Origin of the sequence: Micromonospora humida, assembly GCF_016901255.1 — a bacterium.
GTDB classification, from domain to species: domain Bacteria; phylum Actinomycetota; class Actinomycetes; order Mycobacteriales; family Micromonosporaceae; genus Micromonospora; species Micromonospora wenchangensis.
Genome location: NZ_JAFEUC010000003.1, coordinates 12,774 through 33,145, shown reverse-complemented (window position 1 = coordinate 33,145; position 20,372 = coordinate 12,774). Strand labels below are relative to the sequence as shown.

At 73.8% G+C, this 20,372-nt stretch carries 24 protein-coding genes; 12 read left to right on the top strand and 12 right to left on the bottom strand.

Annotated elements, in window-relative coordinates; genetic code table 11:
* Window positions 1-4: 4 nt before the first annotated feature.
* Window positions 5-655 carry a LysE family translocator gene (locus JQX11_RS07220; protein ID WP_204924215.1) on the bottom strand — a complete coding sequence of 217 codons (651 nt, stop codon included), beginning with the start codon at window positions 653-655 and terminating at the stop codon, window positions 5-7.
* Window positions 656-777: 122 nt separating this feature from the next.
* Here JQX11_RS07220 and JQX11_RS07215 point away from each other — a divergent pair, with 122 nt between their 5' ends.
* Together JQX11_RS07215 and JQX11_RS07210 are read left to right on the top strand one after the other, a co-directional pair.
* On the top strand, window positions 778-1,326 hold the full coding sequence (locus JQX11_RS07215) for a GNAT family N-acetyltransferase (protein ID WP_204924214.1): 549 nt from the start codon (window positions 778-780) through the stop codon (window positions 1,324-1,326).
* A gap of 82 nt (window positions 1,327-1,408) precedes the next feature.
* On the top strand, window positions 1,409-1,888 hold the full coding sequence (locus tag JQX11_RS07210; protein ID WP_204924213.1) for a DnaJ family domain-containing protein: 480 nt from the start codon (window positions 1,409-1,411) through the stop codon (window positions 1,886-1,888).
* Window positions 1,889-1,896: 8 nt separating this feature from the next.
* Here the strand turns inward: JQX11_RS07210 and JQX11_RS07205 are convergent, their stop codons facing one another.
* On the bottom strand, window positions 1,897-2,481 hold the full coding sequence (locus JQX11_RS07205) for a maleylpyruvate isomerase N-terminal domain-containing protein (protein WP_232377456.1): 585 nt from the start codon (window positions 2,479-2,481) through the stop codon (window positions 1,897-1,899).
* Window positions 2,482-2,533: 52 nt separating this feature from the next.
* Entirely contained in the window at window positions 2,534-3,430 is an 897-nt protein-coding gene (locus tag JQX11_RS07200) for an NAD(P)H-binding protein (RefSeq protein WP_204924212.1), read from the bottom strand.
* Window positions 3,431-3,517: 87 nt separating this feature from the next.
* On the opposite strand from JQX11_RS07200, the gene JQX11_RS07195 reads away from it, so the two are divergent.
* Window positions 3,518-4,246: a TetR/AcrR family transcriptional regulator gene (locus tag JQX11_RS07195; RefSeq protein WP_307826100.1), complete on the top strand. Its 729-nt coding sequence runs from the start codon at window positions 3,518-3,520 to the stop codon at window positions 4,244-4,246.
* 122 nt (window positions 4,247-4,368) lie between these two features.
* Here JQX11_RS07195 and JQX11_RS07190 read toward each other — a convergent pair whose 3' ends face one another.
* On the bottom strand, window positions 4,369-5,073 hold the full coding sequence (locus JQX11_RS07190; RefSeq protein ID WP_204924211.1) for a hypothetical protein: 705 nt from the start codon (window positions 5,071-5,073) through the stop codon (window positions 4,369-4,371).
* 144 nt (window positions 5,074-5,217) lie between these two features.
* Between JQX11_RS07190 and JQX11_RS07185 the strand changes: the two genes are divergently transcribed.
* Window positions 5,218-6,126 carry an alpha/beta fold hydrolase gene (locus JQX11_RS07185; RefSeq protein ID WP_204924210.1) on the top strand — a complete coding sequence of 303 codons (909 nt, stop codon included), beginning with the start codon at window positions 5,218-5,220 and terminating at the stop codon, window positions 6,124-6,126.
* Window positions 6,127-6,144: 18 nt separating this feature from the next.
* Here JQX11_RS07185 and JQX11_RS07180 read toward each other — a convergent pair whose 3' ends face one another.
* A complete protein-coding gene (locus JQX11_RS07180; protein WP_204924209.1) occupies window positions 6,145-6,732 on the bottom strand; it encodes a helix-turn-helix domain-containing protein in 588 nt (195 codons plus the stop codon).
* 317 nt (window positions 6,733-7,049) lie between these two features.
* Between JQX11_RS07180 and JQX11_RS07175 the strand changes: the two genes are divergently transcribed.
* From JQX11_RS07175 to JQX11_RS07165, 3 genes are read left to right on the top strand one after another with little or no spacing between them, the layout of a single operon-like run.
* Window positions 7,050-7,877 (top strand): alpha/beta fold hydrolase, encoded by an 828-nt coding sequence (locus JQX11_RS07175; protein WP_232377486.1) that lies wholly within the window; start codon window positions 7,050-7,052, stop codon window positions 7,875-7,877.
* Window positions 7,874-8,512: a class I SAM-dependent methyltransferase gene (locus tag JQX11_RS07170; protein ID WP_204924207.1), complete on the top strand. Its 639-nt coding sequence runs from the start codon at window positions 7,874-7,876 to the stop codon at window positions 8,510-8,512. Before JQX11_RS07175 ends, JQX11_RS07170 begins: the two co-directional genes overlap by 4 nt.
* A complete protein-coding gene (locus JQX11_RS07165) occupies window positions 8,512-9,000 on the top strand; it encodes a DinB family protein (RefSeq protein ID WP_204924206.1) in 489 nt (162 codons plus the stop codon). Before JQX11_RS07170 ends, JQX11_RS07165 begins: the two co-directional genes overlap by 1 nt.
* Before the next feature lie 406 nt (window positions 9,001-9,406).
* Here JQX11_RS07165 and JQX11_RS07160 read toward each other — a convergent pair whose 3' ends face one another.
* Together JQX11_RS07160 and JQX11_RS07155 are read right to left on the bottom strand one after the other, a co-directional pair.
* Entirely contained in the window at window positions 9,407-9,739 is a 333-nt protein-coding gene (locus tag JQX11_RS07160; RefSeq protein WP_204924205.1) for an endonuclease VII domain-containing protein, read from the bottom strand.
* A gap of 210 nt (window positions 9,740-9,949) precedes the next feature.
* Window positions 9,950-10,642 (bottom strand): TetR/AcrR family transcriptional regulator, encoded by a 693-nt coding sequence (locus JQX11_RS07155; RefSeq protein ID WP_204924204.1) that lies wholly within the window; start codon window positions 10,640-10,642, stop codon window positions 9,950-9,952.
* 57 nt (window positions 10,643-10,699) lie between these two features.
* Here JQX11_RS07155 and JQX11_RS07150 point away from each other — a divergent pair, with 57 nt between their 5' ends.
* From JQX11_RS07150 to JQX11_RS07135, 4 genes are all read left to right on the top strand, one after another.
* Entirely contained in the window at window positions 10,700-11,812 is a 1,113-nt protein-coding gene (locus JQX11_RS07150; protein ID WP_204924203.1) for an FAD-dependent oxidoreductase, read from the top strand.
* A 194-nt stretch (window positions 11,813-12,006) separates the two neighbouring features.
* Complete coding sequence (locus tag JQX11_RS07145) at window positions 12,007-12,429, top strand: Hsp20/alpha crystallin family protein (RefSeq protein ID WP_204924202.1); 423 nt, start codon at window positions 12,007-12,009, stop codon at window positions 12,427-12,429.
* Between the two features lie 127 nt (window positions 12,430-12,556).
* Window positions 12,557-13,555, top strand: coding sequence for a tyrosine-type recombinase/integrase (locus tag JQX11_RS07140; protein WP_204924201.1), 999 nt, complete (start codon window positions 12,557-12,559; stop codon window positions 13,553-13,555).
* 46 nt (window positions 13,556-13,601) lie between these two features.
* Window positions 13,602-14,189, top strand: a complete 588-nt coding sequence (locus JQX11_RS07135; protein ID WP_204924200.1) for a TetR/AcrR family transcriptional regulator — start codon at window positions 13,602-13,604, stop codon at window positions 14,187-14,189.
* On the opposite strand, the gene JQX11_RS07130 is transcribed toward JQX11_RS07135, so the two are convergent.
* Entirely contained in the window at window positions 14,182-15,888 is a 1,707-nt protein-coding gene (locus tag JQX11_RS07130; RefSeq protein WP_204924199.1) for an acyl-CoA dehydrogenase family protein, read from the bottom strand. The genes JQX11_RS07135 and JQX11_RS07130 overlap by 8 nt on opposite strands.
* Window positions 15,889-15,999: 111 nt before the next feature.
* Here JQX11_RS07130 and JQX11_RS07125 point away from each other — a divergent pair, with 111 nt between their 5' ends.
* Complete coding sequence (locus tag JQX11_RS07125; RefSeq protein WP_204924198.1) at window positions 16,000-16,458, top strand: Rv0361 family membrane protein; 459 nt, start codon at window positions 16,000-16,002, stop codon at window positions 16,456-16,458.
* A gap of 13 nt (window positions 16,459-16,471) precedes the next feature.
* Here JQX11_RS07125 and JQX11_RS07120 read toward each other — a convergent pair whose 3' ends face one another.
* Genes JQX11_RS07120 through JQX11_RS07105 form a run of 4 tightly spaced genes read right to left on the bottom strand, consistent with a single transcriptional unit; the run spans window position 16,472 to window position 20,241 of the window.
* Window positions 16,472-17,188, bottom strand: coding sequence for a thymidine kinase (locus JQX11_RS07120; RefSeq protein WP_204924197.1), 717 nt, complete (start codon window positions 17,186-17,188; stop codon window positions 16,472-16,474).
* Between the two features lie 45 nt (window positions 17,189-17,233).
* A complete protein-coding gene (locus tag JQX11_RS07115) occupies window positions 17,234-18,628 on the bottom strand; it encodes an MFS transporter (RefSeq protein WP_204924196.1) in 1,395 nt (464 codons plus the stop codon).
* Window positions 18,629-18,643: 15 nt separating this feature from the next.
* Window positions 18,644-19,411, bottom strand: coding sequence for a glycerophosphodiester phosphodiesterase family protein (locus tag JQX11_RS07110; RefSeq protein ID WP_204924195.1), 768 nt, complete (start codon window positions 19,409-19,411; stop codon window positions 18,644-18,646).
* 53 nt (window positions 19,412-19,464) lie between these two features.
* The gene (locus JQX11_RS07105; protein ID WP_204924194.1) at window positions 19,465-20,241 is read right to left on the bottom strand and encodes a lysophospholipid acyltransferase family protein; all 777 of its coding nucleotides are present in this window, start codon (window positions 20,239-20,241) and stop codon (window positions 19,465-19,467) included.
* Window positions 20,242-20,372 lie beyond the last annotated feature (131 nt).

Sequence of the window (20,372 nt, the reverse complement as noted above, 5' to 3'; positions counted from 1 at the left end):
CGGATCAGCCGGCCGCCACCGCGGCCCGGGACCGGTCCGCCGCGATCCGCACCGCCATCGCGGCGAGCACGCTGCCCGTCACCCACCGCTGGACCCGCGCCCAGCCCGGCCGGCGCACCAGGAACGCCGACACCGACCCGGCGGTCAGCACGATCAGCGTGTTCACCGTCAACGCGACGGTGATCTGGGTGCCGCCGAGCAGCAGGCTCTGCACCGCCACGTCACCCCGGGCGGGGTCGACGAACTGCGGCAGCAACGACACGTACAAGATGGCGATCTTGGGGTTGAGCAGGTTGGTGAGCAGGCCCATGGCGAACAGCCGGCGCGGCCGGTCCACCGGCAGCTCCTGCGGCGTGAACGCCGAACGCCCACCGGGGCGCAGCGTCCGCCACGCCAACCACAGCAGGTACGCCGCACCGGCCAGCTTCACCGCCGTGTACAGCGGCGGCACCAGCACGAACACCGTGGCGATGCCGGCGACGGCGGCGGCCAGGTAGACGCCGAACCCGGCGGCCACCCCGAGCAGGGACACCAGCCCGGCCCGCCGGCCCTGGCTGACCGACCGGGACACCAGGTAGACCATGTTCGGCCCCGGGGTGAGCACCAGACCGAGCGCCACCAGGGCGATTCCCGCCACCGCACCGACCGTGACCATCGCCGCCCCCGTCCTGCCGCACCTGCCCCGCACCCTACGCCGCGCCGTCGTCCCGCGACGCCCCGTGGTGCCCGGCCCCCGCGGGGGTTCCGGACGGGCGGGGTAGCGGCCACACTGCTCAGATGTCTGTGACCCTGCGGGCCGCCCCCACCGTCACCGCACCCGGACTGCTCCTGCGCTGCTGGCGCGACGACGACATCGACGCGTTGGTCGAGGCGCACCGGGACCCGGAACTGCGGGCCCGCACCCGTAACCCGCTGACCACGCCGACGCAGGCCAGGCGGTGGGTCGACGGCAACCGGCAGGGCTGGGCGGCGGGCCGCCGGTTCAGCTTCGCCGTCTGCGAAGCCACGTCCGACGGCGACCGGGTGGTCGGCTGCGTCCTGCTCAAGGACGTGGTGCCGGGCCGCGTCGACGCGGAGATCGGCTACTGGACGGCCGGGCCGGCACGCGGCCGTCAGGTGGCGCCCCGGGCGGTGGACGCGGTGAGCCGGTGGGCGTTCACCCGGTTCGCCGCGACCGGGCTGGCCCGCCTGGAGCTGCTGCACCAACTGGACAACCCGGCGTCCTGCCGGGTGGCGCAGAAGAGCGGCTTCCCCTTCGTCGAGGTGCTGCCCGCCCGGCCGCCGTTCCCCCTCGACGGGCACCGCCACGTACGGCACCACCGCTGAACACCGGGGAATGCCGCCCGCCCCGCAGGCGCTGCACCGGTGACGGCCGGGCGGATACGGTGGCGGGGGAGGTGTCCGGAGGATGGTGGACGCGTGGGAGGCCGCTGTCGAGGCGCAGATCCGCAGCGCCCAGGAACGGGGCGAGTTCGACAACCTGCCCGGCATGGGCAAACCGATCCCCGGCCGCGACGTCCCCTACGACGAGTCCTGGTGGATCACGAGTTTCCTGGAGCGGGAGGCGCTGCCCACCGACCTGCTGCTGCCCACCCCGTTGCAGTTGCGCCGTCGGGTCGAGCAGGTGCCCGACGAGGTCCGTGACCTGCCCACCGAGGAGTCGGTGCGGGAGTTCGTCGGGCTGCTCAACCAGGAGATCGTGGCGTGGCTGCGGTACCCCGCGGGGCCCCGGGTGGCGGTCCGCCCGGTCGACACCGAGGCGGTGCTGCGCCAGTGGCGGGCCCACCGCGCCACCCGCGCCGCCCCCGCGCCGTCCGCTCCGACACCCGCGCCACCGGCACGACGACGTCCCCGGTTCCGCTGGCCGTGGCGGCGACCACCGGGGTAGCCGCCCGATCAGTCGACGGCAGCCCGCCAGGTCCACGCGGTGCGGCGGGGCCACTCACCCAGGGTGGCCCGCCCGGTCATCCAGAGCAGCACGTCGGCCGGGTCGCCGGCGGGCGCGTCGGGGAACAGCCGCCCCAGCACCGCCGCGCTGGGTGCCGTCGGCGGCCGCCACGTCACCCCGAGCCCGCGGGTGATGTCGTACGTGTGCAGCAGCGTCTCGGCGATGCCCATGGCGGCGAAGCCGGCCGGGTCGCAGGGCCCCCAGTGCCAGGCGCGGGTGGGTGCGGGCACGGTGTCGAGCGCGGCGGCGAGCAGCCCCCCGCAGGCGGCCACCACGACCAGCACCTGGGCCGGGGTGGCGTCGGGGTGGACCCGCAGGTCGAGCGGGAGGTAGCCGGTGTCGGGCCGGCCGGTGAGCTGGGTGGCGTAGCCGAGCAGGTCGTGGGCTATGTGCGCGGCGGTCGTCCAGCACGACCACGCAAGGTCCCCGGCGGGGCCGGTCCAGTCTCGGTCGGTGTGCGGGCCGAGCGTGCGGGTCAGTTCGTCGACGGCGTCCCGGACCCCGCGCCCGGTCACCCGTTCCTCGGTGGGCATGCGACCGATCCTCGCACCACCGTGTCCCGCGCGCCGGGTCGTGTGGCGCGGCTCAGGCCCGACGTGCCGGCTGCGGGCCGGTGGGGGACGCGGCGGCGACGAAGGTTTCGAGCACCGACCGGGCGGGTGCCGGACGCCGGCCGAGGAGTGCCTCCAGGGTCGGGTCGGTGACGGCGAACTCGCCCCGCCGGGCGGCCCGGTACATGCCGAGGGTGAAGTCGGCGGCGGCCCCGGGCATACCCCGGGCGACGGCGGCGGCCCGCCACTCGTCGTCGTCGAGGACGAGCCGGGTGACGGTGCGTCCGGTGAGGTCGGTGAGGATGCCGGCGACGTCCGTCAGGTCGAGGGCCTCCCCGGCGGTCAACGCGGGGGTGACGCCGTCGAGCACGCCCTGACCGGTCAGCGCGATGGCGGCGGCCTCGGCCAGGTCGTCGTGCGCGGTCCAGGACACCGGCCCGTCGGCCGGTGCGACCAGGCGGCCGGTGGTCAGGGCGTCACCGATGACGAACCCGAGGGCGCCGGCGTAGAAGCCGTTGCGCAGGGCGGTGAACGGCACCCCGGTCGCGGCCAGGTGCTCCTCGGTGGCGGCGTGGGTGACCTGGGCGGGGAAGAGCGAGTCGCGGGAGGCGGCCTGGTGGCTGGTGTACAGGATGCGGGCGGCTCCCGCGGCGCGGGCGGCGTCGACCGCGGCCCGGTTCGCGGTGACCGCGTCGCCGCCCCGGATGGCGGCGGACACGATCAGCACCCGGTCGGCCCCGGCGAAGGCGTGCTCCAGCGTGGCGGGGTCGGTGAAGTCCCCCCGGCGGACCCGCACGCCGCGTTCGGCCAGGTGGGTGGCCTTGTCGACGTCGCGCACGCTCACCCCGAGGGCGGTGGCGGGCACCCGGGCCAGCAGTTGGTCGACGATCCGGGAGCCGAGCTGCCCGGTGGCACCGGTGATGACGAACACGAGGGGATCCCTTCGACGAATCAACGTTACGGCGCAGACGTTAACACCGCTAAGTCGTCGCTAACAAGGTGCTGTTATCGTTGATCCGTGACCGTGACGCCCGACACCCCGCCCCGCGACGACGCGCGATCCGACATCGTCACCGCAGCCGCCCGACTGCTGCGCGAGCACGGGGCGCACGCGGTGACCACCCGCGCCGTCGCCCAGGCCGCAGGCGTGCAGGCACCCACCATCTACCGGCTGTTCGGCGACAAGAACGGCCTCGTCGACGCCGTCGCCGAACACGTGCTGGCCAGCTACGTCGCCACCAAGGCGGTGGCCACGGACGCCGCGCCGCAGGACCCGGTGGCCGACCTGCGTGCCGGCTGGCGCACGCACCTGGAGTTCGGCCTGGCCAACCCCGAGTTGTTCCGGCTGCTCGGCACGCGCGGGCCCGGCGACCCGTCCCCGGCGTCGGTGGCGGGTCTGGCGGTGCTGCGCTCGCGGGTGCGCCGGCTCGCCGCCGCCGGCCTGCTGCGGGTCGACGAGCAGCGGGCCACCATGATGATCCACTCCGCCGGCACCGGCGTCATCCTCACCCTGCTGGGGACCCCCGCGTCGCAACGCGACCCCGGACTCGGCGACGCCGTGTTCGACGCCGTCCTCGGCGGCATCCTCACCGCCGCCCCGGTGACCCCCGACCCGACCCTGCACACGGTCGCGGTGACCCTCGCGGCGGTGACGCCGGACCTGCCCGGCCTCACCGACGCCGAACGCACGCTGCTGACCGAGTGGCTCGACCGATCGCTGTCCCTGCTACGCGATCCGCCGCGGTAGCCCGACGTCGTCGTGTCCCGACCAGGTGGGCCGTCCGCGACGGCGCGATCCACGTCCGGCCCCGAGAGCGCCGGGCAGCCCACCGCCGTGCGCCGGCAGTCGCGAAGCCGTAGCCGTGACGCTCAGCGGAACCGGTCGATGGTGACGGGAACCAGCCCCTGGAGCCGCACCTGCGCCGTCAGTGCGTGCAGGAGCACGCCGACCGCGTCGTCGCGGTCGCCCGTCAGGTCGCACGTCACGTCGAGTCCCCAGGCGGCGCCCGCGGCGACCCGGCGCAGTTCCCAGCGGAATGCGTCGCGGCCGACCTGACGGCACACCGTGCCCAGGACGCGCACCCCGGGCTCCGCGAGGTCGCCGGTGACCGGCATCCGCCACGCCCCGCCGAGCGCCGTGAGACCGCCCGGGGTCAGCGCGCCGGCGAACAGGATCCGGTAGGTGCGCGTCTCGCGGAACCCCGGTGTGGCCTCGGACCGGTGCAGCAGCAGGGGCGGCGACGGCGGCGCGGGAAGCACACCGAAGCACGTCCGCAACGCGGCCTCGTCCGGCAGGGCAGCACCGCAGAACTCCCGGTAGAGCGTCGCCGCCCCGTCCCGGCTGACGGGCGTCACCCGGGCCCGCAGCGTGGGATCGACCCGCAGGCGTCGGCTGGTGGCCGACGCGTCGCGCCACCGGCCCTCCGAGCGGCTCCAGCCGCCACCCACCAGCCCGACACAGGAGTGGTCTGCCGCGAGGAGGAACTCCTCGGCCAGCAACCCCTCCGGCTCGCCGGCACCGTCGTGGACCACGTAGTAGTGCAGAGCCGCGTGGTAGCGCAGAGCCGTCGCCATCCGTCGATTCTCGGGCCGGCGGGTCGACGACCGCAGCCGGCTCGCCGCAGGCCCCGTCCTGCCCCTCTATTATCTCACGGGCACGATTTTCCACTACAACGGGTAGTTGCCTACCGGTGAACCGGTGACCGCTACCGTGCCGCCATGCTTACTGGCGAGGAGAACTTCGTTCGTCGCGGGCACCTCCGGTTGTGGACCGAGCGTTTCGGGCAGCCGGACGACCCCACCGTCCTGTTGGTCATGGGCACGTCCACCCAGGGCATCGGCTGGCCCGACGAGCTGGTCGAGGCCCTGGTGGACAGCGGCCGGCAGGTGATCCGGTTCGATCACCGCGACACCGGCCGTTCCGACTCCGTCGATTTCACGACGCACCCCTACGCACTCGCCGACCTGGCCACGGACACAGTCGCCGTCCTGGACGCGTACGGTGTCGCCACCGCGCACGTCGTGGGGACGTCGCTGGGTGCGGCGATCGGGCAGTGGCTCGCCGTGCACCGGGCGGCCCGGGTCCGCACGCTGACGGCCATGGCCTCCTCCCCGATGGGGAACAACCCCGGCCCGGCGTGGGCGCGGGCGCTGGCGGGTCAACCGGCTGCGCAGGGCGAACTCCCACCTCCGACGGCGCGGTTCCTCGACCACCTGATGGACGCGGCGAGGGCACCCCGCGCGACGGCACAGCAGCGGGTGGACGCCGACGTGCAGACCTGGCGGATGCTCAACGGTGACGTGCTGCCCTTCGACGAGCCGGCCGCGCGGCGGTTCGTCGAACACTGTCACGACCGGGCCGGTAACCTCGCCGCCGCGGCGAACCACGATCTGGCCGGTCGGCGCTGGGACGACGACCGGCGGGCGTCGCTGTCCGGCATCACGGCTGCGACGTTGGTCCTGCACGGCAGCGACGACCCGCTGTTCCCGCCGGCCCACGGTGAGGCGCTCGCGGCGCAGATCCCCACGGCGCGGCTGGAGATCGTGCCCGGGATGGGCCACCACCCGTTCTTCGCACCCGGGCTCACCGAACGGATCGCCGGCTCGATCATCCGCCACACGACCTGATCCTGCGGGTGGGTGCGTTCAGGTGGGCGAGGTCGGGGAGGGGGACAGGTGGGCGCGTTCGCCCTGGGCGCTGAACAGCGTGAGCAGTTCCGCGGCCTGCGGGCCGGCGCTGCCGATCTGGTGCGGGACGCGGGTGTCGAACTCTGCGGCTTCGCCGGGGCCCAGCTGGTATTCCTGGTCACCGAGGATGAGCCTGACCTGTCCGTTGAGTACGTAGAACCACTCGTACCCCTCGTGGGTCTGCAGGCTCGTCGTGGCCGACTTCCCGGCCGGCGGGTAGATCACCTTGTAGGCCTGGATGCCTCCGGGACGTCTGGTCAGCGGCACGACGGTGAAGCCGGAGCGCCGTACCGGCCGCAGGTGGATGCGGGGATCGCCGGTGGGTGGGGCCGCGACCAGTTCGTCGAGCGGGACGCCGTGCGCCCGTGCCAGCGGCAGCAGCTGCTCCAGTGTCGGGCGCAGTTTCCCGTTCTCGAGACGCGACAGCGTGCTTGCGGTCAGGCCGGTCTCCGCCGCCAGGGCGGCCAGCGAGATGTTCCGGGCCTGGCGTAGTGCGCGCAGCCGCGGGCCGACGCCCGCAAGGACGTCGCCTGACGTGACGTTCATGGGCCCATGATGCGGATCCGCAACATTTCTCGCAAGTGGGCAACGCTGCTGGTCATGCTGGTGGCGGAGGTAGACAACCGATGCCCACATCAGCAGTAGCTTCGAGACCGGCGGCCCGGTGGTCGCGCACCGTCGCAGCCGTCACGGCGGGGCTCGTCCTGACGACAGCCTGCGCGACCACCGGCGGCAGGGCACAGAACACGACGTCACCGCGAGCCAGCGCCACCGCCGCGGCGGGCTACGACACGGCCACCCGCGATGACGCCCCGTTCAACCGTCAGTTCACCCACGGGACAGCCCACGTCGACGGCGTGACGATGCACTACGTCACCGGCGGCACCGGCGAGCCACTCGTCCTCCTGCACGGCTGGCCCCAGTCGTGGTACTCGTGGCGCGAGATCATGCCGGCACTCGCCGAGAAATACACCGTGTATGCGCTTGACCTGCCGGGACTCGGCGACAGCGAGGGCGCGCCGCCCAGTTACGACAAGGCCACCCTGGCCCGCTACGTCCACCGGCTGCTCGCCGGCAAGCTGGGGCTGAACAGGATCAATCTGGTCGGGCATGATCTCGGTGCCGGGGTGGCGTTCCAGTACGCCGCCCAGTTCCCGGACCAGGTCGTCAGGTACGCCCACCTCGACTACCCCATGCCCGGCCCCGCCCTCAGTGCGAACGCCTACCGGCAGGCGAGCTGGCACATGTCGTTCCACCACCAGGACGGGTTCCCCGAACTGCTGGTCGACGACGACGTCCGTGACTACCTGTCCCTCTTCTACGGGTACGTCGCCCATGGTGGGACCAGCTTCGGCGGGCCGGGCGCGAAGGCTCCCTTCACCGCGCAGCAGATCGACGAGTACGCCCGCACCTACCAGCGCCCGCAGGTGCTGACCGGTGGATTCGAGCTTTACCGCACCCTGGACCAGGACGAGCGGGACAACCGGGCCGCGAAGCCGATCACCATGCCGACGCTGCTGCTGACGGCCGAGGGCACACTCGACTTCACCCGCTCGACGGTGCAGCCCCTCATGTCCGACATCACCCGCGCCGTGCAGGTGCCCAAGGCCGGGCACTGGCTGATCGCGGAGAACCCGGGATTCGTCACCACCGAGCTGGTGGAGTTCTTCGCGAGGGGGGCGGGCCGATGACCGATGCGCCCCCTGCCGAGTCCTTCTGGGAACAGCACCACCGTGCCCGGCGCGACGGCGGCCCCGGGCACCCCAACCCGGTGTTGACGCAGACAGCCGGGACACTGCCTCCCGGCGACGCCCTCGACCTGGGGTGCGGCGTCGGCGGCGACACCATCTGGCTCGCCCGACACGGCTGGCAGGTCACCGCCGTCGACATCTCCAGCGCCGCCGTCCAACGGGTACGTGCCCACTCCCGGCAACTCGGCATCGACCACCGGGTGAACGGCGAACAGCACGACCTGGCCCGGAGCTTCCCCGCCGGGCAGTTCGACCTGATCTCCGCGCAGTACCTGCACAGCCCCTTCGCACTGGACCGCACGCGGGTGCTGCGTACCGCGGCGCACGCCCTGCGCCCCGGCGGTCATCTCCTGATCGTCGACCACGGCTCGGCCGCACCCTGGTCGTGGAACAAGGATCCCGACACGCATCATCCCTCACCCGGCGAGACCGCGGCCGTGCTCGCCCTCGACCCGACCCGGTGGTCCGTCGTACGTGCCGACACGCCGCACCGCCGGGCCACCGGACCGGGAGGGTGGACCGCCACCGTCACCGACAACGTCCTGCTCATCCAACGACATGATCGGACAAGCTGATGCCGCCCAGGAGACGCAAGGACACCGGGCCCGCCTGGACCGCCCCCGGGGAGAAGGACACCCTGGTCGGCTTCCTCGACTACCTCCGCAACGCGATCATGGACAAGGTCGCCGACGTGCCGGAGCCCGAGGTCCGCACCGCCGGCGTGCCCTCCGGCACCAACCTCCTCGGGCTGATCAAACACGTGACCGCCGTCGAGAGGTTCTACTTCCTCGAAGAACCGATCACCAACATGCGCCGCACCTTCCAGCCCACCCGTGACGACACCGTCGACGGCCTGCTCGCCGCCTATCGGGCAACGATCGCCCAGGCGAACCAGGTCATCGACACCTGGACCGAGCTGACCCGGCCGGCACCCCGGCCACCCGGCCGCGCCCTGCCACCGTCACAGCGATGGGTGCTGGTCCACATGATCGAGGAGATCGGACGCCACGCGGGGCACGCCGACATCATCCGCGAGAGGATCGACGGCGCCACCGGCCGCTGACCGCCTGTGGTACGGCTGGCCCGCCGCCGGCGCCGCGGTGGCGTGCCCAACCCGCACGGGGGCGGCCGGGGGTGCGGGACCACTTCGACAGCCAACCGATCACTCCGGTCCAATTACTGTATTACCGGTAACTGCAATACGATAATTGGAGCCGTCAAAACGGGCATAACGGTGTAGCACCATAATGACTGTTCTGTTATTTTCCTACATGCGTATAGGAATTGGCTGTGTCGTCGACCCGTATGGCCTCACCGAGGGGCCACGTCGCCGCTGGAACGTCGACCGGCGCAGGGCAGAAGGCAGCGGCCATTACGGCCTGGTCCCTACCGAGACGCCGACAGGGCGGCACGCACTGGAAGGGCCCGCCTGGCGGTCCCCCCACCACCCAACGTTCACCGGGCGGACGTCACACCGGGCCTTCCCCTCGGAGCGCCGGCGTATGCGCCTGTTCCAGATAACGCACAGCGGCACGGAGGGCGCGGGGGGAGTCCTTGAAGTGGCCGAGGGCGGCGTTGCAGCTCACGCAGAGCAGCCCGCGCACCCTTCTGGTCTCGTGGCAGTGATCCACCACCAGGCGCACCGCGTCGGCTGTGGGCGTGCCGTCGAGTCGGGGGCGGCCGACGGGGTGGGAGGGCATGTCACGCTCATGAGTGCCACAGATGGCGCAGCGGTACTGCTGGGCGGCACGCCGTGCGTCGTACTCCTGCTCGGTGATGCCGTACTTGGTGCGGAGGTTCATCGCCCTCACCGCCGACGGACCCATCCTCTGGCGCATCGCACGGTTGACGGCCCGACCCCGCTCCAGGCAGGACGAGCAGCAGAGGGTCGGACGTCCCGACGCTCCGACGAAGGCGTCCACGCTCCGCAGCTTCCGGCACCGCTTGCACACCCTGCTCTGTGACACGTGCGTACCGTAGCGCCCGGCTGTGACACGGCTCCTTCCGTCGGATCACGCGGGCGGTGGAGGCAGTCGGGTGGCCACCGCGTCGAGGACCCAGTCCAGGCCGATGGTGAAGGACGTCGCGGCGTCCACCTCGGTGCCGTCGTGCACGGCCCGGGCCAGCGCCGGGTAGCGGCCGGTGGCCAGGATCCTCGTCACGCGTGGGCCGTGGGCGCGCTGCCAGTCGCGTTTGGACAGGCCCGTGGCGCGTTCCGCCCGCAGGTTGGCGATCTCCCGGCGGAGCGCGCCGATGACGTAGGCGCCGACGGTCTCCACGGCGCGCAGGACGGTGTCGGTGTCGGCGAGCCCGTCGAGGGCCGCCAGTTGGGTCTCGGTCACGGCGAGGCCGTTCGGCCCCAGGGTGGGTCGGCCGCCGAGCGGGTCGGCCAGCCACTCGTGCCGCAGCACGGTCCGCCGGGTGCGGTGGGCGACGACCCGCAGTGTCTCCCGCCAGTCGGCGGGCGGTTCGGCGGGGATGATCTCGGCGTACACGGCGTCGACCATCAGGTCGAGCAACTCGTCCTTGGTGGCGAGGTAGCCGTACAGCCGCATCGGGCCGGCGTCGAGGCGGGCGGCGACCTTGCGCAGCGACACCGCCGCGAGGCCGCCCTCGTCGGCCAGCGCGACGGCGGCGGCGACGATCCGTTCCCGGTCGAGCGGCACCGGGGGAGGCGGCGGTGCCGGCCGGTCCCACACGGTCACGGGGTCACCTCCGGATGGGTGGCGGCGACACGGTCGGTGTCAATACAGTGTATCGCCATGAGACATCGTATCGCCGTGGTGGGTGCCGGTCCCGGCGGCCTCACCCTCGCCCGGGTCCTGCACCGCCTCGGCCATCCCGTCGTCGTCCTGGAACGCGATCGCGGGCCCGACTCCCGTCCCCCCGGGGGCACGCTGGACCTGCACGAGGGGCTCGGCCAACTGGCGCTGGACAAGGCGGGGCTGACGGCACGGTTCCGGGAGCTGTCCCGTCCCGAGGGGCAGGCCATGCGCATCCTCGACCCGGCGGGAACCGTGCTGCGGGACTGGCGACCCCGACCGGACGAGCGGGCCAACCCGGAGATCGACCGTGGGCAACTGCGTGACCTGCTGCTCGACTCGCTCGACGTGCGGTGGGGACACCAGGTGACCCGGGTGGTGCCCACCGACGGCGCGCTCGTGCACTTCGCCGACGGCCGGCAGGAGGCGTTCGATCTCGTGGTCGGCGCGGACGGCGCATGGTCGCGGGTGCGGCCCGCGGTGTCGCCGGTGACCCCGACGTACACCGGCGTCACCGCGGTCGAGACCTCCCTCGACGACGTGGACACCCGCCACCCGGACCTGGCCGAGCTGATCGGCGACGGCGCGGTCGCCGTGTACGGGGTGAACCGCGCGATCGTCGCCCAGCGCAGCAGCGGCGGCCACGTCACGGTGTACGCGCAGCTCCGCGCGCCGCTGGACTGGCACGCGCAGCTGCACCTGGCCGACGTGGAGGCGACGCGGTCGGCCCTGCTCGCCCTGTTCGACGGGTGGGCGCAACCGGTGCGCGACCTGGTCGGCCGGGGCACCGCGTTCGTCCACCGTCCGATCCACGTCCTTCCCGTGTCCCGCACGTGGGCCCACGTGCGTGGGGTGACGCTGCTGGGTGACGCCGCGCACCTGATGCCGCCGTTGGGGGCGGGGGCGAACCTGGCGATGCTCGACGGCGCCGAGCTCGCGGAGTCCGTCGCCGCCGACCCCGACGATCTGGACGCGGTGGTGCGGGCCTGGGAGGAACGGATGTGGGCCCGGGCCGGCAGGTGGGCGGCGATCACCACGGCCGGTCTGGAACGCCTGGTCGGCCCGGACCCGGCCACCGCCCTCGCCCTCTTCGACGAGGTCCAGCCCTCCTGACCACCGTGTGCCCACGGTCCGCCGGCACCTGGTCGACGAGGCCCTGCTGAGCTTTGACCAGGGGGTCTACCGGCGTACCGACGACGGGGTTGACGGGCGCGCCGGGACGAGGTAAATACTGAAGTACGAGTTGAGCCACCCCGACTCAACTCCACTGGAAACCTTCGGCCCGAGGAAACCGAGGAGGCACGACCATGCTGATGCGTACCGACCCCTTCCGTGAGATCGACCGGCTCGCCGAGCAGCTCTTCGGCACCACCAGCCGCCCCGCGGTGATGCACCTGGACGCCTGGCGCGACGGCGACCACTTCCACGCGGCGTTCGACCTGCCCGGGGTGGACCCCGACAGCATCGACTGCACGGTGGAGCGCAACGTGCTGACCGTCCGCGCACAGCGCCGCCGTCCCACCTCCGACGGCATCGAACTGGTCGCCGCCGAACGGCCGATGGGCACCTTCTCCCGGCAACTGTTCCTCGGCGACACCCTCGACACCGACCGGCTGGAGGCCGCCTACGAGCACGGGGTGCTGACGCTGCGCATCCCGATCGCCGAGCGGGCCAAGCCGCGTCGGGTCCCGGTCACTGCCGGTAACGGACACCGGCAGATCACCGCCTGACCGCCACCCCCACGGTGGGGGCCGCACCGGCCCCCACCGGGCCGAACGCCGTCGCGCCCGGGCGTCGGGCAATCCGCCCGGGCGCGCCTCACCGTGATTACCCACCGGGGCTGAGAGTCTTTCTCGCATGCTGCGTCCCGACGGCCCCGTCCTGCCCCGCACCGCGACCCGCCCGGCGCTGACCGGCACACCTGTCGACTTCACCGAGGCGTGGCTGCGTAACCGTCGGCTGTCGGCGCACACCCGCGACGCGTACCGGCGCGACATCGCCGGCTGGCTCACCTGGTGCGCCGGCGGTGACCTGGACCCGCTGCGGGCCACCTTCCTCGACGTCAACGCCTACGCCCGGCAGTTGGAGGCCACCCCGTCGCCGCGCAGCGGCCGGCCGTTGACCCCGGCCACCGTCGCCCGGAAACTGTCCGCCCTGTCCAGCTGGTACGAGTTCCTGGTGAAGCTGCGGGCGGTGGACGCCAACCCGGTCTCCGGGGCCGACCGGCCGCGCATCGACCGGGACCACTCGGCCACCGTCGGCCTCACGCCGCAGGAGGTCGACGCGCTGCTGGCCGCCGCCGACACCGACACCGGACCGACGGCAGCCCGCAACCGGGCCGCCGTCGCCCTGCTGGCCGACCTCGGCCTGCGGGTCGGTGAACTGGTCTCCCTCGATCTGACCGACCTCGGCGCCGAACGGGGGCACCGCAGCGTCCGGTTCGTCGGCAAGGGCGGCAAGTCCCGCCGCCGGGCGCTCACCCCGGGCACCGCGTACGCCCTCGACGCCTACCTGGCCGAGCGGGCGGCGGCGACCGGGGTGGCCGTCGAGGCGTTGACCGGGCCGCTGCTGGCCACCACGACCGGCGGTCGACTCGACCGGCACTCGGTGTTCCGGCTGGTGCGCCGGCTGGCCGCCACGGCGGGCATCGCCGCGGCGGCGAAACTGTCCCCGCACTCGCTGCGGCACGCCTTCGCCACCACCGCCCGCGAGGAGGGGGTGCCGTTGGAGGACGTGCAGGACGCGATGGGGCACGCCGACCCGCGGACCACCCGCCGCTACGACCGGGACCGGCACAACCTCGACCGGGACCCGGCGTACGTCATCTGGGCGGCGCGGGCCCGGCGGCGCGGCTGACGAAAACCGGTTGACGGAGTAAGCGCTCACTCCCGAGTGTGGTGCCATGACGGCACCCGGGGGACGCCGACGACGCGCGCCGGCCATGGCCGCCGACCGCCGCCGCGCCATGATCGTGCAGACCGCGCTGCCCCTGCTGACCCGCCGGGGCACCACCCTGACCACGGCCGAGGTGGCCCGGGCCGCCGGGATCGGTGAGGCGACCGTGTTCCGCGCCTTCGCCGACAAGCAGGCGCTGCTCGACGCCTGCGTGGCCGAGGTCCTGCGCCCCGACCCGCTGCTCGACCGGTTGACCCGCATCGACCGACGCCAGCCCCTCCCTGGTCGGCTCACCGAGGCCGCCGTGGCGGTCCACGCCCACCTGGCCCGGCTGGGCGCGGTGCTCGGCGCCCTGCACGCCGCCGGTCGGGCCCGACCCGACCCGCCACCGGCCGGTACGGCGACGACGGCGGTCCGCTCGGCGGTGGCCGCCCTGTTCACCCCCGACGTCGACCGGCTACGGCTCCCGCCCGACCAGCTCGCCGACCTGTTCCTCGGTCTGCTGTCCCCGCCGGGCCCGCTGGCCACCACGACACCGTCCACCACCGACCTGGTCGACCTGTTCCTGCACGGCGCGCTGACCCGGGTCAGGTGAGCAGGTCGAGGTGGTGGTGGGCGTCGGCGGAGATGTCCTCGTGCCGCAGCCACCGCCGCGTCCACAACCGGGCGGCCACCTCGGCCTGACCGTCACCCCACGCGGCGTGCTCCACGAGCAGCGCCGCCGCCAGCGCGTACGCCATCCGCAGGGCCAGGGCACGCGCGCCGGCCAGGACCGTCGCCGACGCCGGGTCGGCGGTGACCTCACCGAGGGTGGCCCGCAGCTGTCCGGCCACCGTGGCGAGCGTGTCGGCCAGGACCGGTGACAACGGGCGGGCCATGTCGGCGGCGGCGGTGAGCCGCGTCAGCAGCGGGCCGGCCGCGTCCTGGCGGGTGACCGCGCGCAGGACGTCCACCGACAGCACGTTGGTGGTGCCCTCCCAGATCGGCAGGACCTGCGCGTCACGTAGCAGCCTCGGCACGCCGGTGTCCTCGACGTAGCCGGCCCCGCCGAACGCCTCCACGTACTCGGCGGCGGACGACACCGCCAGCCGTCCGGTGGCCAGCTTCGCCAGTGGCGCGACCACCCGCAGCTCCGCGGCGGCCTGCGGGTCGCCGCCGACCTCGACCCGGCCGAGCAACGCGAACGCGTGTCCGGCCAGGGCGAACGCGCCCGCCGCGTCGACCGCCAACGCGCCGAGGGTGGCCCGGTGCAGCGGATTGTCGGCCAGCAGCCCACCGGCCACCCGCCGGGTGCGCGCGTACGCCGTCGCGTAGGACAGGCCCCGGCGCATTCCCGACGCGGCGGCGGACGCGTTGTGCACCCGGGTCACCACCACCAGGGTCATCGCCCGCACCAGCCCCGGCACCGCCGGGTCACCCAACGGCAGCGCGTACGCGTCCCGCAAACCGATCTCGGCGGTCGGCAACGCCCGGGTACCCAGCTTGTCCTTGAGCCGCCGCACCACCACCCCGGGGGCGGGGCCGTCCGGGGCGGCGGTGGCACCGGCCAGCGGCGAGTCGGCCGCGTAGCGGGGCACCAGGAACGGGGCGAGGACCCGGCTGCCCCGCCCGGCACCCTCCGGCCGGGCCAACGCCACGGCCATCGCCGCGTCGGCGGCGGAGCAGAACCACTTCTCCCCGGTCAGCCGCCACGACCCGTCGGCGGCGGGCCGGCCGAGGGTGCCGGTGCCGGACAGGTCGGAGCCGCCCTGCGACTCGGTCATCCACTGCCCGCTGACGATCGCCGTGTCCGGGTCGGTGGCGACCAGCCGGGGCAGCCACGCGTCGCGCACCTGCGCGTCGACGTCGGGGCTGCTCAGCAGCGCGGCGGCCCCGTCGGCCATCGCCACCGGGCAGGAGAACGTCGCCGACTCCGGCCCGTACAGGTGCAGCAGGGCGTGCTGGACGACACGGGCGGCGGCCCCCCACGTGCCGCGCGCCGAATCCAGGTAGGGCAGGGCGACCACGGCGTGCCGGGCGGCGGCGGCCCGCTGCGCCTGCCAGCCGCCGCTGGTGTCGATCCGGTCGACACGGGCACCCCACGGGTCGTAGCGGACCAGCGTCGGCGGGTGGGCCTCGGCATCGGCGTGCGCGGCGCGCAGCGGCCCGACGACGTCGGCGGCCAGCGCGGTCAGCCGGTCCCGCGCGGCGGTGTGCCCGTCCGCGCCGAGCTGCCGGGTCAGCCACGACCGCAGCAGCCGGTCACCGGCGTACGGGTCGTCGATGTCCGGCACCGGCTGCACGTAGCGGCTCATCCGTCGCTCCTTCACCAGGGGTGTGCGCCGACGGTAGACGATCGCCCCGGCGGCGCGACAGGGGGCGAACCGCCTGCGCCGCCCCGGCCCGCCCGCCTACCGTCGCAGGTGATGAGCGTGCAGCAGGCGTGGACCCGACCGGCGCGGCGGCGTCGCCCGGTGCGCACCGGCCTGTTCCTGGGGGGACTGGCCGTCGGCCTGTGCCTGGTCGGGGTGGCCGGGCTGGGGCTGTGGAACGTGCAGGTGGTGACGGGCGCCACCGGCCCGGTGCGGGACACCGCCGACGGGTTCCTGCGGGAGTTGTCCGCCGGTGAGGTGGAGCAGGCCTACCGGCGGTTGTGCGCGCCGACCCGCAGCCGGTGGAGCGAGGTCGGGTTCGCCGGGTGGGTCCGCACCCCGCCGGTGGTCACCGGCTACGAGATCCTCGACGTGTCGGTCCGCACCAAGGGGGGCCGGCCGGCGGGGGAGGTGGCGGTGCGGGTCACCCGCGACGGCGGGGCCGACGAGCAGCGGCGGCTGCCGGTGGTGAGGGAGGACGGGAAGTGGCGGGTCTGCGGCGACCCGTACTGACCCGCCCGCCGGGTCAGGCGCGCGGGCCCAGGTCGCCGGAGCGGTAGTGCCGCCGGCACAGCACCTGGTAGCGCACGTCGGCGGTGTCGACGGTGTCCCCGATGACGACCTGCGCACCCTCGCGGACCACCCGCCCGTCGACGACGCGGGCGTTGAGCAGCCCCTCCCGCCCGCACCAGCACAGCACCTCCACCTGGATGCGGGCCACCTCGTCGGCCAGTTCGAACAGCCGCCGGGCGGCCGGGAACAGGCACGACCGGAAGTCGGTGGCCAGGCCGAAGGCGTACACGTCGACGTCGTAGCCGTCGACCAGTTCGGCCATCTGCTCGACGTGCGCCACGTCGTAGAACGACGCCTCGTCGCAGATCAGGTAGTCGATGCGGACCCCCTCGGCCCAGGTGTCACGGACCAGGGTCCGCAGGTCCAACTCGTCGGTCACCTCCACCGCCGTGTGGGCCAACCCGATGCGGGTGGTCACCTGCGGCCCCAACGAGCGGTCGATGCGGGTGGTGACCAGGCCCCGGCGGCCCTGCCGGGCGTGGTTGTAGTTCATCTGCAACGCCATCGTCGACTTGCCGCAGTCCATCGGACCCCAGAAGAACTTCAACGCGGCGGCGTGCAACGGGCGGCCGTCGACGCCCCGGGCGGCGGCACAGCCGGTTCCCCCGTCATGCGGGCCGGGCAGGGGACGGGCCAGGCAGGTGGGGGTGGCAGCGGCGTCGTCGGTCACGTCGGGGCAGCCTAGCCCATCGGCGCGGGTGGATTCGGCCGATGGTCAGAGCACCCGGGGCGGGGTGTTGCCGGCGGCGACGATGGCCCGGCGGATCGGCACGGCGGCCAGCAACGCGAACCCCACCACGAAGAAGATCAGCAGGGAGACCAGACCCACCCGATAGGAGGAGGTGAGCTGGAAGACCAGGCCGAACGCCAGCGGACCGAGCCAACTGGTGCCCTTGTCGCTGATCTCGTAGAACCCGTAGTACTCGCCCTCCTTGCCGGCGGGGATGAGCTGGCTGAACAGCGACCGGCTCAACGCCTGGCTGCCGCCGAGGACCAGACCGATCGCCCCACCGAGGATCATGAACGGCAGCGGCGCCTCGGCGGGCAACCGGAACGCCCCGATGATCACCCCGGTCCACAGCACCAGCGACAGCAGCACCGTCTTCCACGCCCCGATGCGCCGGGCCAACGCCCCCAACGCCAACGCCCCGCCGAAGGCGAGGAACTGCACCAGCAGGATCGTCACGATCAGCGTGCTCTGCCCCAGCCGCAGCTCCTCGGTGCCGTACTGGCTGGCCAGGGTGATCACCGTCTGGATGCCGTCGTTGTAGACCAGGAACGCCAGCAGGAAGAACAGCGTCAACGGGTACGCCTTGATCTCCCGCAGGGTCCGGCCGAGCTGCCGGAACCCGTCGGTGACCACGTTGCGGCCCGCCCCGCGCAGCGCCTCGGCGGTGGGGTGCTCCCGCAGCCACCGCAGCGGCACCAGGGTGAACACCGCCCACCACACCCCGGCCGACACGATCGACCAGCGGGCCAGGTCCAGGGTGCGCTGCGGGTTGTCGTCCTCGCTGAGCAGGGTCACCGCCACCAGGTTCAACGCCAGCAGCAGACCACCACCGAGGTAGCCGATGGCCCAGCCGCGGCTGGACACCGCGTCGCGTTCGTCCGGGCCGGCCAGCTGCGGCAGGAACGAGTTGTACACCACCACCGCCGCGCCGAAGGCGATGTTGGCGACCAGGAACAACGCCCCACCGAGCAGGTACCGCTCGCCGGTGACCAACGCCATCGCGACGGTCGCCCCGGCGCCGGTGAACGCCGCCCCGGCCAGCAGCCGCTTCTTGTGCACCGTCCGGTCGGCGATCGCCCCGACCACCGGCAGCACGAACACGGTCAACAGCACCGACAGCGAGATCAGGTACGGGTAGTAGGAGCCGGCGGCGACCCGGACGCCCAGCGGGTGCACGTACCCGTCGCAGGTGTCCGCGCCGAGTTCGCAGCCGGCGGCCAGTTCGGTGACGGTGGTGAGGAACGGGCCGAGGAACACCGTGATGACGGTGGTCTGGAAGGCCGAGTTGGCCCAGTCGTACAGGTACCAGCCGCGCCGCTCCCGGCGCAGGCCCGCCGGGGTGCCGGTGGCGGTGGAGGTGGTGGTGACCGGGTCGGCCATCGGGGTCCTCGGGGCTCAGGCGGCCCAGAGGCCGCGGCTGCGGTAGACGTCGCGCAGCACGCCGACGTGATCGGTCATGATGCCATCCACACCACGATCCAGTAAGTCGTGCATCCGGGCAGGTTCGTCGATCGTCCAGACGTGCACGTGCACCCCCAGCCGGCGGCAGTAGGCCACGAACCGGCGGTCGACCACCGGCACCCCGGCCCAGCGGGGCGGCACCTGCGCGGCCACCACCGACGGCGGCAGCCGCAACGGCCGGCCGTGCCGCGACGCCAGCCACAGCCGGGCCACCCCGCGCATGCCCAGGCCGGTGGCGACCCGGCCGCCGGTGGCCGCGCGCAGCCGGGCCAGCCGGGCGTCGCTGAACGACGCCAGCAGCACCCGGTCGGCCGCGCCGGCGCGGGTCACCGCCTCGACCGCCGGGGTGACGCCACCGTCGGCCTTCACGTCGATGTTGAACCGGACCTGCGGCCACCCGGCCAGCACCTCGTCGAGCCGCGGCACGACCGCCGCGCCGCCGACCCGCACCGTCGCCAGGTCGGCCCAGCGCAGGTCGGCGATGCGGCCCCGCTGCCCGGTGACCCGGCGCAGGGTGGCGTCGTGGAAGACCACGCACACCCCGTCGGCGGTGGCGTGCACGTCGGTCTCCACGTACCGGTAGCCCAGCTCGACGGCCCGGGTGAACGCGGCGACGGTGTTCTCGTCGCCGTCGGCGGCGCCACCGCGGTGGGCGAAGGCCAGCGGGGTGGGGGCGTCCAGGTAGCCGGCTCGGGTCGACACGCAGCGCAGTATGCCCGCCCTCGGTGGCCGGCGGGTGGCCGACCGGCGGCGGGTCAGGCCGAGGTGGGGCGGCGGTGGACCCGGCTGGTGTCGACGGGACGCCCCGGGTCGACGTGGCGGGGTCCGTCCGGTTCGTCGGGACGCAGCGGCACCAGGGTGTCGGTGATCGCGTCGATGATCCGGTCGGTGCCCCGGCGGGCCGCGCCGGGCGCGTCGGGGGAGAGGTCCCCAAGGTGCAGGGGCGCGCCGAAGCGGACCCGGATCACCGGGCGGCGCACCAGCGTCCGGGCCAGCGCGCGCAGCATCCCCCGGGGCGCCCGGTAGGGCAGCACCTCGTGCGACCCCCACTGGGCCACGGGCACCACCGGGGCGTCGCAGGCCATGGCGAGGCGGGCGGTGCCGGTCTTGCCGCGTTCGGGCCACATGCCGGGGTCCAGCCCGATGCGTCCCTCGGGGTAGACCAGCACCACCGACCCGGCGGTGACCGCTGCGGCGGCGTCGTCGAGTGCCCGGCGTACGCCGGTGGTGCCCCGGTCGACGCGCAGGTGCCCGGCGTGGCGCATCAGCGCGCCGAGGCCCGGGGTGCGGAACAGCCCACCGGTGGCCATGAAGCGGGGCGACATGCCCCGGGCCCGGCAGGCGGCGCCCAGCACGATGGGGTCGAAGGGGCTGATGTGGTTGGCGGCCAGGATCAGCGGCCCCCGGCGCAGGTGCGCGGGGACGTCCCCGCTGACCTCCAGGCGGGCGAACAGGGCGACGACCAGCCGGGCGAGCAGTTGGGCGGCACGCCAGAACAGGGGTGGCTGCCAGCCGGGGCGCGGGGTGTCCATCAGTCGCCGATGGTCGCACGGGCGTGGGGGAGGACCGGAAGCCGGGTCGTGCGGCCTGTGGTGATCAGGGTCATTGGTCCCGGGTCGGGTCGGGACCCCCGACCCTGCCCGACAACCTACGACGCGCGGTA

What these genes read in the sequence shown, in the direction of transcription:
- JQX11_RS07185 (WP_204924210.1), top strand. Translation starts at nt 5,218, where the DNA reads ATGCTTACTGGCGAGGAGAACTTCGTTCGTCGCGGGCACCTCCGGTTG.
- JQX11_RS07170 (WP_204924207.1), top strand. Translation starts at nt 7,874, where the DNA reads ATGACCGATGCGCCCCCTGCCGAGTCCTTCTGGGAACAGCACCACCGT.
- JQX11_RS07145 (WP_204924202.1), top strand. Translation starts at nt 12,007, where the DNA reads ATGCTGATGCGTACCGACCCCTTCCGTGAGATCGACCGGCTCGCCGAG.
- JQX11_RS07210 (WP_204924213.1), top strand. Translation starts at nt 1,409, where the DNA reads ATGGTGGACGCGTGGGAGGCCGCTGTCGAGGCGCAGATCCGCAGCGCC.
- JQX11_RS07125 (WP_204924198.1), top strand. Translation starts at nt 16,000, where the DNA reads ATGAGCGTGCAGCAGGCGTGGACCCGACCGGCGCGGCGGCGTCGCCCG.
- JQX11_RS07190 (WP_204924211.1), bottom strand. Translation starts at nt 5,073, where the DNA reads ATGGCGACGGCTCTGCGCTACCACGCGGCTCTGCACTACTACGTGGTC.
- JQX11_RS07165 (WP_204924206.1), top strand. Translation starts at nt 8,512, where the DNA reads ATGCCGCCCAGGAGACGCAAGGACACCGGGCCCGCCTGGACCGCCCCC.
- JQX11_RS07105 (WP_204924194.1), bottom strand. Translation starts at nt 20,241, where the DNA reads ATGGACACCCCGCGCCCCGGCTGGCAGCCACCCCTGTTCTGGCGTGCC.
- JQX11_RS07215 (WP_204924214.1), top strand. Translation starts at nt 778, where the DNA reads ATGTCTGTGACCCTGCGGGCCGCCCCCACCGTCACCGCACCCGGACTG.
- JQX11_RS07140 (WP_204924201.1), top strand. Translation starts at nt 12,557, where the DNA reads ATGCTGCGTCCCGACGGCCCCGTCCTGCCCCGCACCGCGACCCGCCCG.
- JQX11_RS07160 (WP_204924205.1), bottom strand. Translation starts at nt 9,739, where the DNA reads ATGAACCTCCGCACCAAGTACGGCATCACCGAGCAGGAGTACGACGCA.
- JQX11_RS07130 (WP_204924199.1), bottom strand. Translation starts at nt 15,888, where the DNA reads ATGAGCCGCTACGTGCAGCCGGTGCCGGACATCGACGACCCGTACGCC.
- JQX11_RS07175 (WP_232377486.1), top strand. Translation starts at nt 7,050, where the DNA reads ATGCACTACGTCACCGGCGGCACCGGCGAGCCACTCGTCCTCCTGCAC.
- JQX11_RS07220 (WP_204924215.1), bottom strand. Translation starts at nt 655, where the DNA reads ATGGTCACGGTCGGTGCGGTGGCGGGAATCGCCCTGGTGGCGCTCGGT.
- JQX11_RS07180 (WP_204924209.1), bottom strand. Translation starts at nt 6,732, where the DNA reads ATGAACGTCACGTCAGGCGACGTCCTTGCGGGCGTCGGCCCGCGGCTG.
- JQX11_RS07115 (WP_204924196.1), bottom strand. Translation starts at nt 18,628, where the DNA reads ATGGCCGACCCGGTCACCACCACCTCCACCGCCACCGGCACCCCGGCG.
- JQX11_RS07135 (WP_204924200.1), top strand. Translation starts at nt 13,602, where the DNA reads ATGACGGCACCCGGGGGACGCCGACGACGCGCGCCGGCCATGGCCGCC.
- JQX11_RS07150 (WP_204924203.1), top strand. Translation starts at nt 10,700, where the DNA reads ATGAGACATCGTATCGCCGTGGTGGGTGCCGGTCCCGGCGGCCTCACC.
- JQX11_RS07205 (WP_232377456.1), bottom strand. Translation starts at nt 2,481, where the DNA reads ATGCCCACCGAGGAACGGGTGACCGGGCGCGGGGTCCGGGACGCCGTC.